The 15462-nt window shown below is 71.3% G+C and carries 14 protein-coding genes; 8 read left to right on the top strand and 6 right to left on the bottom strand.

Annotated elements, in window-relative coordinates:
• Nucleotides 1–311: 311 nt before the first annotated feature.
• On the bottom strand, nt 312–1373 hold the full coding sequence (gene ligD / locus MWU75_RS06930; RefSeq protein WP_247089114.1) for a non-homologous end-joining DNA ligase: 1062 nt from the start codon (nt 1371–1373) through the stop codon (nt 312–314).
• Between the two features lie 190 nt (nt 1374–1563).
• Here ligD and MWU75_RS06925 point away from each other — a divergent pair, with 190 nt between their 5' ends.
• Complete coding sequence (locus MWU75_RS06925; RefSeq protein ID WP_247089113.1) at nt 1564–1941, top strand: DUF2500 domain-containing protein; 378 nt, start codon at nt 1564–1566, stop codon at nt 1939–1941.
• A gap of 51 nt (nt 1942–1992) precedes the next feature.
• Nucleotides 1993–2469, top strand: coding sequence for a peptide-methionine (R)-S-oxide reductase MsrB (gene msrB / locus MWU75_RS06920; RefSeq protein ID WP_247089112.1), 477 nt, complete (start codon nt 1993–1995; stop codon nt 2467–2469).
• A 32-nt stretch (nt 2470–2501) separates the two neighbouring features.
• On the opposite strand, the gene hemQ is transcribed toward msrB, so the two are convergent.
• Both hemQ and hemG read right to left on the bottom strand, forming a co-directional pair.
• The gene (gene hemQ / locus MWU75_RS06915; protein WP_348647746.1) at nt 2502–3245 is read right to left on the bottom strand and encodes a hydrogen peroxide-dependent heme synthase; all 744 of its coding nucleotides are present in this window, start codon (nt 3243–3245) and stop codon (nt 2502–2504) included.
• 126 nt (nt 3246–3371) lie between these two features.
• Nucleotides 3372–4772 carry a protoporphyrinogen oxidase gene (gene hemG, locus MWU75_RS06910; protein WP_247089111.1) on the bottom strand — a complete coding sequence of 467 codons (1401 nt, stop codon included), beginning with the start codon at nt 4770–4772 and terminating at the stop codon, nt 3372–3374.
• A gap of 141 nt (nt 4773–4913) precedes the next feature.
• On the opposite strand from hemG, the gene MWU75_RS06905 reads away from it, so the two are divergent.
• Nucleotides 4914–5846: a DUF4349 domain-containing protein gene (locus MWU75_RS06905; protein WP_247089110.1), complete on the top strand. Its 933-nt coding sequence runs from the start codon at nt 4914–4916 to the stop codon at nt 5844–5846.
• A gap of 6 nt (nt 5847–5852) precedes the next feature.
• Here the strand turns inward: MWU75_RS06905 and MWU75_RS06900 are convergent, their stop codons facing one another.
• Nucleotides 5853–6653, bottom strand: a complete 801-nt coding sequence (locus MWU75_RS06900; RefSeq protein WP_247089108.1) for a deoxyribonuclease IV — start codon at nt 6651–6653, stop codon at nt 5853–5855.
• Nucleotides 6654–6824: 171 nt separating this feature from the next.
• Between MWU75_RS06900 and MWU75_RS06895 the strand changes: the two genes are divergently transcribed.
• Entirely contained in the window at nt 6825–7502 is a 678-nt protein-coding gene (locus tag MWU75_RS06895; RefSeq protein ID WP_247089106.1) for a hypothetical protein, read from the top strand.
• Nucleotides 7503–7774: 272 nt separating this feature from the next.
• Here the strand turns inward: MWU75_RS06895 and hemE are convergent, their stop codons facing one another.
• The gene (gene hemE / locus MWU75_RS06890) at nt 7775–8776 is read right to left on the bottom strand and encodes a uroporphyrinogen decarboxylase (protein WP_281496963.1); all 1002 of its coding nucleotides are present in this window, start codon (nt 8774–8776) and stop codon (nt 7775–7777) included.
• A gap of 250 nt (nt 8777–9026) precedes the next feature.
• Here hemE and MWU75_RS06885 point away from each other — a divergent pair, with 250 nt between their 5' ends.
• The 4 genes from MWU75_RS06885 to MWU75_RS06870 all read left to right on the top strand — a co-directional run bounded on the left by MWU75_RS06885 (nt 9027) and on the right by MWU75_RS06870 (nt 13516).
• Complete coding sequence (locus MWU75_RS06885) at nt 9027–9590, top strand: DUF3000 domain-containing protein (protein ID WP_247089105.1); 564 nt, start codon at nt 9027–9029, stop codon at nt 9588–9590.
• A 12-nt stretch (nt 9591–9602) separates the two neighbouring features.
• Complete coding sequence (locus MWU75_RS06880; RefSeq protein ID WP_247089103.1) at nt 9603–10922, top strand: HRDC domain-containing protein; 1320 nt, start codon at nt 9603–9605, stop codon at nt 10920–10922.
• A 99-nt stretch (nt 10923–11021) separates the two neighbouring features.
• On the top strand, nt 11022–12551 hold the full coding sequence (locus MWU75_RS06875) for a UDP-N-acetylglucosamine 1-carboxyvinyltransferase (RefSeq protein WP_247089100.1): 1530 nt from the start codon (nt 11022–11024) through the stop codon (nt 12549–12551).
• Nucleotides 12552–12736: 185 nt separating this feature from the next.
• Nucleotides 12737–13516 (top strand): glycerophosphodiester phosphodiesterase, encoded by a 780-nt coding sequence (locus MWU75_RS06870; protein ID WP_247089097.1) that lies wholly within the window; start codon nt 12737–12739, stop codon nt 13514–13516.
• Nucleotides 13517–13557: 41 nt separating this feature from the next.
• Here MWU75_RS06870 and MWU75_RS06865 read toward each other — a convergent pair whose 3' ends face one another.
• Nucleotides 13558–15396 (bottom strand): sodium:proton antiporter, encoded by a 1839-nt coding sequence (locus MWU75_RS06865; protein WP_247089095.1) that lies wholly within the window; start codon nt 15394–15396, stop codon nt 13558–13560.
• Between the last annotated feature and the right edge of the window lie 66 nt (nt 15397–15462).

Below are 15462 nucleotides of genomic sequence, written 5' to 3'. Positions count from 1 at the left end.
AGTCTGCCCGATTGCCCCGCCCCACGCCGCTGACATTCCCGTGTCGGGTGATTCCCCCGCCCCGCGCCACCGTCCGCCCGACACGCAAGGCACACCGCCCAGGGCCCGTCGAGCTCCTTGTGTGTGGAGAAAGTGCTTCTGTGTGGGAAATGACCCCAATTTCGGGGTCATTTCCCACACGCGGGCACAAAGTCCACACACAACGCCCGGATGCGCTCGCCCGGGGCGGACCCGAGGTGACCAGAGAGCACGCGATCCAGAGCACCCGACCCGCGGCGACCAGAGTGGGCGCGCCGCCAGGTCCCCCGGCGCTACTCCCCGACGCGGTTGCCGTGCTCGTCCCAGTGCTCGGCGACCTTCTTGCTCGGCTGCACGCGCGGGGGCTCACCGGGCATCTTCGGGTGGTCCGGCGGGAAGTTCAGCTCACCCAGGCCGCGCTCCAGGTCGGCCTCCCACAGCGCGTAGGCACCGTCGATCGTCCCGGCCTCGTCGTGCAGGTGCTCCCACGCGTCGCCGTGCTCGGCCAGCCACTCCGGCACGGTCCGCACGGTCAGCTCGGCGGGGCCGATCCCGCCTAGCTGGTCCCAGGCCATCGGCACCGACACCGGCCCCCCGGGCAGCACCCGCGGAGACCATGCCGCGGCCAGGGTGCGATCCCGGGTGGCCTGGTTGAAGTCGACGAAGATGCGCTGCCCCCGCTCCTCCTTCCACCAGGCGGTGGTCACCAGGTCCGGCATCCGTCGTTCGAGCTCCCGGGCAATGCCGATCACGGCGTGCCGCACCTCGAGGAACTCCAACCTCGGCTCGATCGCGGCGAAGACGTGCACGCCACGACTGCCGGTGGTCTTGACGAACGGCGTCAGCCCCACGTCAGTCATGACCTCGCGCAGCCCGCGCGCCACCTCGACGACCTCCGCGAAGCCCAGCCCCGGCTGCGGGTCGAGGTCGATGCGGATCTCGTCCGGATGGTCGTTGTCGGCGCTCCGGACCGGCCACGGGTGGAAGGTCACCGTGCCCATCTGCGCCGCCCACACTGCGGCCGCCAGCTCGTCCACCACCAGCTGCGGGTGGCTGCGCCCGGAGGGGTAGGTCACCATCGTCGTGCGCACCCACTCCGGCACCCTCTTGGGTGGGTTCTTGGAGTAGAACACCTCCCCCTCGATGCCGTCGCGCACCCGCTGGAGCGTGACCGGCCGGTCCGCGAGCGCCCGCAGGATGGGCTCGCCCACCGCCATCAAGTATGCCGCGAGGTCGGCCTTGGTGATCGCCTCACCCGTGTCGGTGGCCGGCCACACGACCTTGTCCGGACTGCTCAGCCGCACCTCCCGCTCGCCGTCGGGGCCGGGCACGGTCAGCATCTGCGCGCTCGCCATACCCCGGGACGCTACCGGTGACCACCGACGTGCGCGCGGGGCGGACGCTACCGGTGACCACCGACGCCCGCGCGGGGCGGGGCGCCACCAGCACACGGCATACTCCTGCGTGGTGCCGGGGGAACCGATCTGCGGTGGGTAACCTCCAACACCGGACCGACCACCCGACCGACCGCCACCTGGAGGCCCGATGGACCTGCACTGGTTCCCCCTCTTCTTCGTCCTGCCGCTGCTGTTCATCGGCCTGGTCTGGGGGATCATCATCTTCGTCATCGGCCGCGGCGCGCTGAAGACCCTGCGCGAGCGCAAGGCCAACCGGGAGGCACCGCAGCTCACCTTCCCTGCGCGGGTGATCGGCAAGAGGGACGGTGTCAGCGGCGGCGGCAACAGCTCGGCGCGCAGCCACTACTACGTGACGTTCGAACGGCTGGATCTGCAGCGTCTGGAGCTGGAGGTCGAGGGTCCCGAGTTCGGGATGCTCGCGGTGGGCGACTACGGCCGGCTGACGCACCAGGGGACCTGGTATCAGGGGTTCGCCCGCGAGGTGCCCCCAGCGTCCGCGCGCTGAGTGCCGGGGCGACTCGGAGTAACGCCGAGAGCGGCGTAGTGTGGGTGAACTATGAGCGAGAACCAGACCTACGCCGTCACCAAGACCGACCAGGAGTGGCGCGAGCAGCTGACCCCGGAGGAGTATGCCGTCCTCCGCCAGGCGGGTACGGAGCGTCCGTTCGTCGGTGAGTTCACCGACACCACCACCGAGGGCGTCTACTCCTGCCGTGCCTGCGGCGCCGAGCTCTTCCGCAGCGAGACCAAGTTCGAGAGCCACTGCGGGTGGCCGTCGTTCTACGCCCCGCTGGCCGAGGACCGCGTCGAGTACCTCGAGGACAAGTCCCTGGGCCGGACCCGCACCGAGGTCCGCTGCGCCAACTGCGGGTCGCACCTCGGTCACGTCTTCGAGGGCGAGGGCTACGACACCCCGACCGACCAGCGCTACTGCATGAACTCCATCGCCATGACCCTCACGCCGGCCGCGACCAAGCCTGCGGCGGCCGCCGACCTCGGCGCGAAGTCCACCAGCGTGGGCGGCAACTTCTGAGGTCCCGCGTCAGGAACTTCTGAGATCCCGCCTCAGGGCAGGGACGCGACCAGCTGGGCGACATCGACGCGCGGGCCGGTGAAGAACGGGATCTCCTCGCGCACGTGCCTGCGCGCGTCGACGGCGCGCAGCTCACGCATGAGGTCAACGATCCGGTGCAGCTCGTCGGCCTCGAACGCCAGCAGCCACTCGTAGTCCCCGAGGGCGAAGCTGGCGATCGTGTTGGCGCGCACGTCCTTGTAGTCCCGGGCCGCCATGCCGTGCTCGCGCAGCATCGCGCTGCGCTCCTCCTGCGGCAGGACGTACCAGTCGTAGGACCGCACGAACGGGTAGACGCAGACGTAGGCCCCCGGCTCCTCGCCGGCCAGGAACGCCGGGATGTGCCCGCGGTTGAACTCTGCCGGGCGGTGGAGTCCCACGTTGCTCCAGACCGGCTCCAGCTGCAGCCCGAGCTCGGTCCGCCGCAGCCGCTGGTAGGCCGACTGCAGCAGCTCGACCGACTCCGCGTGCCACCAGACCAGGAAGTCCGCGTCCGCACGCAGGCCCGACACGTCATACAGCCCGCGGACGACGACGCCCTCGTCCTCGATGCCGGACAGCAGCACCTGCAGCTCGTGCGCCAGGTCGTCCCGGTCGTCGCCGATCGGCCCGACCGTGCGGAACACCGAGTACATGACGTAGCGGAGCTCACTGTTGATCCGCTCGGTGTCCAGGCCGGCCTGGGGGTCGTCGGCGGCTGGGTGGGGGCTGGCAGGGGCCTGCGGGTGCTCGGTCATGCCCCCATTCTCCCCGTGGGACGAGTCCGGCAACCCCCGGGGTATGCCGTGACGCCAGTCTGGTGGGCCCGCTCAGATGGTGGAGAGCTGGGTGGGGCGGGTCAGGCGGCGACTACCTGGTGGGGGTCACGTGGCGAGCACCTGGCGCGCCGCCCCGCGACCGCTCGCGATGCACGCGGGGATGCCCACTCCGTCGTAGGTGGCGCCGGCCACGGCCAGTCCCGGATGCTCGGCGACCCCCTCGCGGACCGTGGCGACCAGGTCGAGGTGGCCCACGGCATACTGCGGCAGTCCCCCGCCCCAGCGCTGGACGTGCCGGGCCACGGGCCGCGGCAGCGGGGTGCCCAGGGCCAGCGCCAGATCCGCCAGCGCGCGGTCCAGGAGCACCGGGTCGGGGTGCTGCAGCGAGGCCTCCTCGCGGTGCCGCCCGACGGAGGCTCGGAGGAGCACGACGTCCTGGCCGTCCGGGCCGGCGCCCCTGCCGTGTGTCCGCACCCAGTCCCACTTGACGGCGCTGAACGTCGCCGCCTTGATGAAGCGGCCGTCCCGTGGCGGGACGAGGAAGCCCGAACCGGGCAGGTCCGGCAGCTGGTCAGCCGGGAGGGCGTAGGTCAGCACCGCCATCGAGGCGGTCTCGACCGTGCCGAGCGCGGCGGACGCCACCGGCGCCACGTCGCGGAGCAGTCGTGCCGCCGGGGCCGGCGGAAGGGCCAGGATCAACCGGTCGGCCTCGTGCACCTCGGGGCTCGGCACCGGGCCGCTGACCATGCGCCAGGCCCCGGCAGCGCGGTGCAGCTCCCGGACGATGGTGCCGCCCCGGACCGTGACCCTCCGCTCCCGTAAGCGTTCGGCCAGGGCCGACGGCAGCTGATGGAGGCCGCCGTCGATCCCGGCGAAGACCGGGGGCCGGGTGCTGCCTGGGGCCGGCGCGGGCACCGCCCGGTCGGCCGTCGCCACGAGGGACTCCCCCGCCCGGGCTGCCGCCAGCAGTGCCGGTGCGGCTGCGGCGGCGGAGATCTCACGGGCGTGACCGGCGTAGACCCCGCCGAGCAGCGGCTCGACCAGACGGTCCACGACGGCGTCCCCGAGGCGGGCGGCGACGAGCTCACCCAGAGCCATGTCCCGGGCGGCGAGCGGCGCGGGGACCTCCGCCCGGATCCGCGCCACTTCCTCAGGCGTCAGCAGGGTTCCCAGGTCGTCCGGGTCGGCGGGCACCCCGACCACGGTCCGGCGCGGGATGGGGTGCAGTCCTCCGCGGCTCCAGATGGCGGCCGAGGCGCCGGTGGGGTGGACCATCCGGCCCCCCAGCCCGACCTCGCCGATCAGGTCGACGGCCTCAGGCCGACGCGCGAGCACCGACTCGGCCCCGACGTCGACGGTGACCCCGCCGACGGTCTCGCCGCGCAGCTTGCCACCGGGGCGGTCGGCGGCGTCGAGCACCGTCACCTCGCTGCCCGGGACGTGCTGGACGAGCTCCCACGCCGCTGCCAGACCACTGATGCCGCCGCCGATCACGAGATACCGCACGAGTGTTACCCAATCACGTCCGAAGAGTTGCCCGATCGTGACCCACGCGCCGGAACGAGTCGGCAGGATCAGGGGTCACAGGTGCGTGCCCGGCAACCGTCGGCGTACCCCCCCGCGTGTCCCTCACGAAGGAGTCCGAGGATGGCCCTCCGCACCAGCTTCCGAGCCCGGCTGTCCGCCGCCACCGGCGTGCTCGTCCTGACCCTGGCCCTGGTCTCCGGCTGCTCGACCAGCTCCGACGACGAGGGGGCCGACATGGCGGTCGAGCCCGCCGCGGACATGGCCGGCTCCGACGGCGACGGCACGGACGGCGGCGGCGAGGAAGGCGCGGCTGGAATGGCTGAAGATGGCGAGGCGGCGGCGCAGGTTGCCCAGGCCCTCCCCGAAGGCCGGATGATCGCCCGCGACGCCAGCCTGACCCTCGCGGTTGACGACGTCGGCCCTGCCGCGGCCCAGGTGCGAGCCGCAGCGGTCGCCGCCGACGGCTGGGTCGTCAGCGAGGAGGTCGAGCCGGACGCCGGCCCGGAGACGTACAACGGCTACGCGGTGCTCGTCGTCTCGGTCCCCAGCACCTCCCTGGATGCCACGCTCGACAACCTCGGTCCGGTCGGTCGGGTGACCGGGAGCACGATGAGCAGCAAGGACGTCACCACGCAGTACACCGACACCACGGCGCGGATCGAGACCCTGGAGGCGAGCATCACCCGGCTGCGGGGTCTGATGGAGGACGCGACCGGCATCGACGACATCGTCGCCCTCGAACGTGAACTGGCCCAGCGGGAGGCAGACCTCGACGCGCTGAAGGGGGTGGCCGAGGCTCTGGAGACCGACGTCGAGCGGTCCAGCATCACCGTCACCCTCCACGAGGTCGACCCACTGGCGCCCGTGGCCGAGCCGGAGGAGGCCAGCACCGGCTTCCTCGCAGGGCTGGACAACGGGTGGCGGTCGTTCCTGGGTGGCGTCACCTTCGTGCTCACCGCCCTCGGGGCGCTGCTGCCGTTCGCGATCGTCGCCGCACTGATCGCGGTGCCCGTGCTCTGGTGGCGTCGCCGGCGCGCAGCTCGCCCGGCCTGAGCCCACTCACCCGGCGACGCGCTGCCGGAGCCAGGCGATGTCCGCTCCCTGCTCCACGGCGCCGCCCGGCGTCTCCACGACGGCCGGGGCGCCCGCGGCGCGGACCACGTCGGCCACCGCGTCACCAGCAATCAGGCCGGCCCCCAGGTTGGTGTGGCGGTCAGCGCCGGAGTCGAACGCGTCGCGCGAGTCGTTGGCGTGCACGAGGTCGATGCGACCGGTGATCCCCCGCACCCGGTCGACGACGTCGGTCAGGTCGATGCCGCCGGCATGGGCGTGGCAGGTGTCCAGGCAGAAGCCGACCGTGTCGCCGCCCTCGGCCCGGCCGATCGCCTCCCACAGCCGGTCGAGCGCCTCGAGCCTGCGTGCCATCGCGTTGTCGCCGCCGGCGGTGTTCTCGATGAGCACGGGCACCGGCATGTCCAGGCCGTCGATGCACTTGCGCCAGTTGTCGAAGCCCTTCGCGGCGTCCTCGTCCACGCCCAGGTGCCCGCCGTGCACCACGACCCCCTTGGCACCGATCTCGGCCGCAGCGGTCACGTGCTGCTGGAGCAGTTTGCGCCCCGGGATGCGGATCCGGTTGTTCAGGGAGGCGACGTTGATCGGGTAGGGCGCGTGGACGTAGAGATCCACGCCAGCCGCCTCCGCAGCGGCCTTCAGGGCAGCCGGCCCGTCGGCATACTCCACCACCGGGCCCTTGTAGCTCTGCGGGTCGCCGAGGAAGAACTGCACCGCGTCCGCGCCGCGGGCCTGCGCCTCGGCGATCGGGTCGGTCTGGCCTACGTGTGCGCCGATGGGGTGTGCCATGGCCCTACCGTAAGCGCCGGAACCGACGGTCGGTCACCTCGGGCCACCACGCCCCGACAAGCACCCGGGTCGAGACGACCGGAGGGGCCGGTGCGTCCCCGGCATACCGCGCACCGCGGCACTGTTGGCCCCGGTGTGAGCACCACTGACCACGTCCCGGATGATGTCCCCGTGGACGTCCCTGTCGAACCCGATCTGCCGCGCTCGGTGCTGGGTCTGCAGCGGATGAGCCCGCGTGACCAGCTGCGCGCCGGACGACTGCCGCACCGGCTGGTCCAGCTGTTCATCGGGTTGACCATCTTCGGGCTCTCGATGGCGATGCTGATCCGGGCCGGACTGGGGATGATCCCGTGGGACGTCTTCCACTACGGCGTCGCGACGCACGTGCCGCTCAGCTTCGGCACGATCGCGATCATCGTCGCCCTCTTCGTGCTGTTGCTGTGGATCCCGCTGCGCGAGATGCCGGGGCTGGGGACGGTCGCCAACGCCATCTGGGTCGGCGTCTCGGCGGACATCGGGCTGGCCCTCTTCAGTGAACCGGAGCCGCTCGTGCTGCAGATCCTGATGATGGTGGCCGGCATCGTGCTCAACGCCTTCGCCACCGCGATGTATATCGGCGCCCAGCTCGGGCCGGGCCCACGCGACGGACTGATGACCGGCCTGGCGCACCGCACCCGCTTCAGCGTGCGCGCGATCCGGACGTGCATCGAGATCGCCGTCGTCGCCGTCGGCTGGCTGCTCGGCGGCGTCGTCGGGGTCGGGACGGTGATCTTCGCGCTCTCGATCGGTCCGCTGACCCAGGCGTTCCTGCCGCCGCTCGTGGTCAAGGTCAACCCACCCACTGCCTGACCCATGTCGTTGTGTCCCAGCCTGGCCGGGGGCGTCGTGGTGTACCGGGAGACGTGTGCGGGACACACACCAACGCAGGGCTGGTGCAAGGGACGCACCAGTGTCACGTCCCCAGGAGAGTCGCGCGTCCCGGGGTGCGGGAAGTCCTGTTCCCTACATTCAGCACGTCGCCTCGACTGACGCCCCCGCACCGTTGCGCTGGGTGGAGTCCAGAAGCGCGCCATGACGCGCTCGGTGGGGTCCAGGAGTGCACACGACGCACTCGGTGCGGGTCAGGCCAGCGAATGGACCAGCTCCACCACGCGTGTGAGCACCGTCGGGTCGGTGGTCGGCAGCACGCCGTGGCCCAGGTTGAAGATGTGGCCGGGCGCCTGCCGCCCCTCCGCCACGATCGCGCGGACCCGCTCCTCGATGACCGGCCACGGGGCGAACAGGAGGGCGGGGTCCAGGTTGCCCTGCACGGCATACTGCCCGCGGGTCCGCGCCACCGCGTCGGTGAGGGAGACGCGGTAGTCCACGCCGATGACGTCCGCCCCGGCCGCCGCCATGTCGGCCAGCAGCTCGCCGGTGCCCACGCCGAAGTGGATGCGCGGCACCCGCTCCCCCACGGCCTCGAGCACGGCGCGGGAGTGCGGCTCGACGAAGCGCAGGTAGTCCGCCCGCGGGAGCGCCCCGACCCAGGAGTCGAAGAGCTGGACCGCGGAGGCCCCGGCCTCGATCTGGACCTGCAGGAACGTGGCCGCGATCTGGGCCAGCCGGGCGCACAGGTCGCTCCACAGCGCCGGATCACCGTGCATCAGCGCCTTGGTGCGCTCGTGGTTCTTGGACGGGCCACCCTCCACCAGGTAGCTGGCCAGCGTGAACGGCGCCCCGCTGAACCCGATGAGAGGGGTCGCGCCGAGCTCGGCGACGAGGGAACCGACGGCCTCGGTGATGTAGGGCACGTGCTCCGGGGTCAGCTCCGGGATCCGGTCCAGGTCCGCCCGGGTCGCGAAGGGCTCGGCGACGACCGGGCCGGTCCCAGCCACGATGTCGAGGTCCACGCCGACCGCCTTGAGCGGCACCACGATGTCGCTGAACAGGATCGCGGCGTCCACGTCGTGGCGGCGCACCGGTTGCATGGTGATCTCGTGGACCAGCTCCGGCATGACGCACGACTCGAGCATCGGGATGCCCTCGCGCACCTTCTTGTACTCCGGCAGCGACCGCCCTGCCTGACGCATGAACCAGACTGGAGTGTGCCGTGCCGTCCCGCCCCGCGCCGCGGTGACCAGAGCGCTCTGGCGCGGGTCAGCACCGGCGGGAGCTCCGTCATACGAGGACGTGCCGGCGATCGGGACACTGGAGGCTGCGGGGTGCTCGGGCGTGGCGCGGGGCTCAGGGGTGGTCACGAGGTCCGATCCTGCCATGCGTCTCCGGGCTGTCGGCGTGGCCTGCGGGGTGTTGTCGGGGGACGCGCCTACGCTGATCGACGTGGTGAGCCGCATCCAGTCCCGGCCGCGCAGGTCGTCGGGAGGTGAGAACGTGCGGGACGACACAACCTTCGCCAAGGCGTTGGCGTCCGTGCACGCCGCCGTGCTGCGCCCGGAGGTCCTGGTCGAGGAGGTTCCCGCCCCCACCCGCCTGGCCCCGTCGGCACTCGCCCTCTCTGGAGAGGTGATCCCGAGCCGCAACGCCGACGACGAGCCGATCGCGACCGGTCGTTTCGTGCTGCTGCACGACCCGGCTGCCCCCGAGCCCTGGGAGGGCGTGTGGCGGGTGGTCACCTACGCCAAGGCGACCGTCGAGCCCGAGGTCGGCCACGACCCCTACGTCGGCCGGGTCGGCTGGTCCTGGCTGACCGACGCGCTGGAGTCCCGGGGCCTGACGTGGAGGGCCGAGGCCGGGGCGGTGACCTGCGTGCTCAGCGAGAGCTTCGGGGCGCTCTCCGACCGCGAGCCGACCGTCGAGATGGAGATCCGCGCGTCCTGGAGCCCGCAGGGCGGCCAGATCGACGCCCACCTCCAGGCCTGGGCCGACCTGCTGTGCACCATCGCCGGGCTGCCGCCGCTGCCTGAGGGAGTCGTCGCCCTCCCCCAGCGACGGTAGGGTCCCGGAGCGATGACATCCTCACAGCACCCCCACGGCGACCACCCGGAGCCGACAGCCGCTCCCGACGCTGCACCCGGCGAGCAGGAGACGACCGAGCCGATCAAGCCGCTCGAGGTGCCGGCCGACGGGGTGCCCACCGTCACGGACGGCTCGGCGGAGCTGGACGAGGTCGTCTCGGCCCTGGCCGCCGGCACGGGGCCTGTTGCTGTTGACGCCGAGCGCGCCTCGGGCTACCGCTACGGACAGCGCGCCTATCTCGTCCAGCTTCGGCGCGAGGGGGCGGGCAGCTTCCTGATCGACCCGATCGCCCTGCCCGACCTCAGCACGGTCAACGACGCGCTGGGTGACACCGAGTGGGTGCTGCACGCGGCCACCCAGGACATCCCCTGCCTGGCCGAGGTGGGGATGCGACCGAGCACCCTGTTCGACACCGAGCTCGGCGCCCGTCTGGCGGGCCGCCCGAAGGTGGGGCTGGCCGCGGTCCTGGAGCACTACCTCGGGGTGAGCCTGGCCAAGGAGCACTCCGCCGTGGACTGGTCGACCCGGCCGCTGCCCGAGCCGTGGCTGCTCTACGCCACCCTCGACGTCGAGCTCCTCGTGGAGCTCCGCGATGCCGTGGAAGCCGACCTGCTCGCCCAGGGCAAGGGTGAGTGGGCGGCCCAGGAATTCGCGGCCGAGGTCGCGTTCACCGGCAACGCCCCGCGCCAGGACCCGTGGCGCCGCACCTCCGGGATGCACAAGGTTCGCAACCGGCGGATCGCGGCCCATGTCCAGGCCCTGTGGGAGGCCCGGGACCGGATCGCCCGGCAGCGTGACGTGGCGCCGGGCCGCGTGCTGCCGGACGCGACCCTGATCGACCTGGCCGTGCGCCAGCCGCACACCCCGGCCGCACTGTCGTCCCAGAGGTCCGTCGAGGCCGGACGCTCGCGGCAGCGACGCGCCACCCAGGGGCTGGCCCGCTACCAGCGCCAGTGGCTCGAGGCGATCAGGCACGCCGGGACACTCCCCGAGGATGATCTGCCAGAGCTGGCCAGGCGCAGCGATGTGCCGCCACCCGCCCGAGCGTGGGCCGACCGTGACCCGGTGGCGGCCGCCCGCCTCGCCGCAGCCCGCGAGCAGATGGCCGAGTTGTCCGAGCACGTCACCGTGCCGGTGGAGAACCTGCTGACCCCCGAGACACTGCGCCGGGTGCTCTGGACACCGCCGGAGCAGCTGGACCCCCAGGGTGTCGACGCTGCGCTCGAGGGCTACGGCGCCCGCCCGTGGCAGCGCGAGCTGGTCACCCCACTGATCGTGAAAGCGCTGCAGGCGACCCCGGACGAGGGCTGAGGGCCACCTGAGGGCATCGTTCGAACCACCTGAGGGCGTCGGTCGAACCACCCGAGCGCGTCGGTCTCGTTATCTCACATGTGATCTACAGTGGGGTCCATGACCGAGAGCTATCTGTCCCGCATCGGCGCCCTGATCCGGGACGCGCGCCGCCACAAGGACCTGACCCAGGCAGAGCTGGCGGCGCTGCTCAGCACCAGTCAATCGGCGGTGGCCCGCATCGAGCAGGGCAAACAGAACCTCTCCCTCGAGATGCTCGCCAGGATCGGCGAGAGCCTGGACTCCGAGATCGTCTCGGTCGGCAGCGCCCTCCCTCAGAACCTCCGCATCAACGGAGGCACGCAGCTCTCGGGTGAGATCGATGTGCGCACCTCCAAGAACGCTGCGGTCGCGCTGCTCTGCGCCTCGCTGCTCAACAAGGGCAAGACCACCCTGCGCAACCTGGCCCGCATCGAGGAGGTCAACCGGATCGTCGAGGTGCTGACCAGCATCGGCTACAAGATCCGTTGGCTCCCCGACTCCTCCGACCTGGAGATCGTGCCGCCCGCGACGATCGACCTGGGCTCCATCGACGAGGCTGCCGCCCGGCGCACCCGCACGATCATCATGTTCCTCGGCCCGTTGATGCACGAGCTCGACGAGTTCGAGCTGCCCTATGCCGGCGGGTGCGACCTGGGCACACGCACCGTGGAGCCGCACATGATCGCGCTGCGCCACTTCGGCCTCGACGTCACCGCGACGATGGGCAGCTACCACGTCACGGTCGACCCCGACCGTCGCCCCGAGCGCCCGATCGTGCTCACCGAGCGCGGCGACACCGTCACCGAGAACGTCCTCCTCGCCGCCGCCCGCCACCCGGGCACCACCGTGATCCGCAACGCCTCCAGCAACTACATGGTCCAGGACCTCTGCGTCTTCCTGCAGCAGCTGGGCGTCACGATCGAGGGGCTGGGGAGCACGACGCTGACCATCACCGGCGTCCGGGATATCAACCAGGAGATCGAGTACTCCCCCTCCGAGGACCCGATCGAGGCGATGAGCCTGCTCGCCGCCGGTGTCGTCACCGGCAGCGAGATCACCATCCGGCGGGTGCCGATCGAGTTCATGGAGATCGAGCTCGCCGTCCTGGACACGATGGGGCTGCGCTACGAGCTGTCCGAGGAGTACCACTCGGCCAACGGCCACACCCGCCTGGTCGACGTCAAGACCATCCCCGGCCCCCTCAAGGCGCCGCTGGACAAGATCCATCCGCTCCCGTTCCCCGGCCTCAACATCGACAACCTGCCGTTCTTCGCGATCATCGCGGCGTGCGCCGAGGGCTCGACCCTGATCCACGACTGGGTCTATGAGAACCGCGCCATCTATCTCACCGAGCTCACGACGCTCGGCGCGAAAGTGCACCTGATGGACCCGCACCGCGTCATGGTCGAGGGTCCGACCAAGTGGCGTGCGGGCGAGATCATGTGCCCGCCGGCGCTGCGGCCCGGCGTGGTGATCCTGCTGGCGATGCTCGCCGCCCCGGGCGAGTCGGTGCTGCGCAACGTCTATGTCATCCACCGCGGCTACGAGGACCTGGCCACCCGCCTGAACAACCTCGGTGCGGACATCCAGACCTTCCGCGACATCTGACCCATTCCTGGGGAAGATCCGTAGGCTTCCCACCCATTCTGGGGAAGTTCGGTACGCCCGTCACCCGTTCTTGAGGAAGATCCGTACGCCCGTCACCCGTTCTTGAGGAAGCTCCGCACGCCGAAGCCTCATGGCGCGTCGGGCCGCAGGCACACTGAGCGCACCGAGTGGGTAGCGTCAGGTCCGTGACGCGCACTGCCTACCTGGACCACCCCGGCCCGATCCCGCTCGCGCACCGCGGCTTCGACCGGGACGGGCTCGAGAACTCGATGCGCGCCTTCCAGTCCGCCATCGACCTCGGCTTCCGCTATCTCGAGACCGACGTGCACGCGACGTCCGACGGGGTCCTGGTCGCGTTCCACGACGAAAGCCTGGACCGCGTCACGGACCGCACCGGCACCATCACGAGTATGCCGTGGGCCCAGGTCTCGCAGGCCAGGATCGGCGGCGTGGAGGAGATCCCGCGCCTGGAGGTCATGCTGCACACCTGGCCGCAGGCCCGGTTCAACATCGACATCAAGTCTGCCTCGGCCATCGGCCCCCTGGTGCGGGTGATCGAGCGCGCCCGGGCGCACGACCGGGTCTGCGTCACCTCCTTCTCCGACACCCGCCGGCGGCAGGCTCTGCGTCGCCTGACCCGCCCGGTGGCCACCACGGCCGGGCAGATCACCACCGCCCGTTTCCGTGCCGCCACCCAGGCCGCGGCCCGGTCACGAAGGTCGCTGGTCGCACGCGCGATGGGCGATGCCGACGGCCTGCAGGTCCCGGTCAGGTTCCGCAGGGTCCCGGTGGTCACGGAGGCCACGGTGGCGGCGGCGCACAGTGCCGGCAAGTTCGTCCACGTCTGGACGATCAACGACCCGGGCGAGATGAACCGGCTGCTCGACCTCGGGGTCGACGGCCTGGTGAGCGACCGGGCAGACCTGCTCAAGCAGGTGCTGACTCAGCGTGGCCAGTGGGCCTGAGGGGTCAGTGGGCCTGAGGGGGTCAGTGGGCTTGAGCAGGGTCACTCCTCCGCCGGACGTCTCGACTCGCGGGCGGGCGCCAGCGCGATAAGGGTGACGCCCGAGTCGGGCACCTCGGTGTCCTCGGTGACCACCTGAGCCCTGGTGCCGTCGTGGGTGAAGAGCAGGACCGCCTCGGGGTTGCGCTCCTGGTAGTCCTCGAGCGTGAAGGACTCGGTCAGCGCCGTCCGTCGCACGACCATGCCCGCGTCGACCCGTTCGTCCAGCTGCTCGTGGGTCAGCGCCGGCCGGAAGGGCGCCCGGGCAGAGAGCCGCTGCGCACTGGAGCTGCGGTCGTGGGTCGAGGGCGAGGCGTCCTCCCGGAGCAGCTGGAAGACGTGGGACCGCCCCAGGGTGTGCCCGAACTCGCGGGCGGCCGTGCCGTTGGTGCCGTCGTCGTCAGTGGCCGCGACGAAGCTGCCGATCCCCGCCAGGTCAAGGTCGTGGAGCGCGTAGTCGGACAGGATGTTGGTGCGCTCGGTCCGCACCCCATCCATCCGAGCGCGTTGGAGCGCACCGCTGTCCTGACTCACCAGGATGGTGGGCACGCCCAGCTCACCCAGCGCCCCGGCCGCCTGGCGCACCCAGGTCTGCGACCCGGCGAAGACCACGCCCTGCGGGTTGGTGGTCGCCAGCCCGAGCCGCTCCGCGAGACGGCCGACCCCCAGACCGTAGACCGCGACGGTGGCGACAATCGTGACGAAGACCAGCGGCACCATCCCCTCGGCCTCTCGCGCCAGCACGACCAGCGCATCAGCCCGATCACCCTGTGCCGAGTCGGCCGCATGCTCCAGCTTCAGGGCGAAGATGCTGGTCACCGCGGCCGCGACGATCCCTCGCGGGGCCATCCCGGAGAGCAGCACCCGCTCCTGCCGGGTGGTCTCGGTGCCGACCAGACCGAGCCAGATGCTCACCGGGCGGACCACCAGGATCAGGATCGCCACGAAGACCAGCGAGGTGGGCAGTATGTCGATCACCTGGGTCGGGCTGACCCGTCCGGCCAGGATCACGAACAGGATGCCGATGAGGAACACCTGCAGGTGCTCGTAGAACTCCTTCACATGCTCCAGGTGCAGCGTCGGACGGTTGCCGAGCACGATGCCCAGCACCGTCACGGTGAGCAGTCCGCTCTCCTCCTGGATCATGTTGGACCCGACGAGGCCACCCAGCGCCACGGCGATGAAGAGGGTGCCGTGCAGATAGTCGGGGACCAGGTGCCGGACCATCACGATCTCGACGAGCACCGCGAGCACGAGCGAGAAGCCGAGCGCGACCCCGATGGAGATCAACAGGGTCGCGACGGCGGTGCCGACGGCGTCCTCGCGGTTGCCGACGACCACCGCGTGATAGACGAGGAGGGCCAGGATGGCCCCGATCGGGTCGACGATGATGCCCTCCCACCGCAACAGCGAGGAGACCCTCCGCGTGGGACGCAGCTGCCGCAGGATCGGGTTGATCACGGTGGGGCCGGTGACGACGAGGATGGCACCGACCAACAGCGCGAGCTGCAGGTCCAGCCCGACCAGCCAGCCGGCCGCTGTGATCAGCGCCCAGGCGATGAGGACCGTCACCGTGCAGAGCCGCAGGACCGGCCGTCCCAGGTCCCGCACGTGCGCGACGCGCAGGCTCATGCTCCCCTCGAACAGGATGATGCCGACCGCTAGGGTGACCCCGGCGAACAGCACGTCGCGGCCCAGCACCTCGTCGGGGCTCACGTAGATGCCGCCCAGGAAGCCCACGATGAGCAGCACGAGGATCGAGGGAACCTTGACGGCCCACGCGAGCCACTGCGCGAGGGCACCGACCACGAGCACGGCACCCAGATAGACGACCGGCTCCACGGCGCTCCTCCGGGTCGACGACCATGCCGTCCTCTGTGGCGACACGGGACGCACACGCTACGCGGA

This window comes from Ornithinimicrobium sp. F0845, assembly GCF_023015765.1.
In the GTDB taxonomy this organism is placed as follows: Bacteria; Actinomycetota; Actinomycetes; order Actinomycetales; family Dermatophilaceae; genus Ornithinicoccus.
Note: the sequence above shows the minus strand (reverse complement) of the source record. Positions and strands in the feature narration are given on the sequence as shown.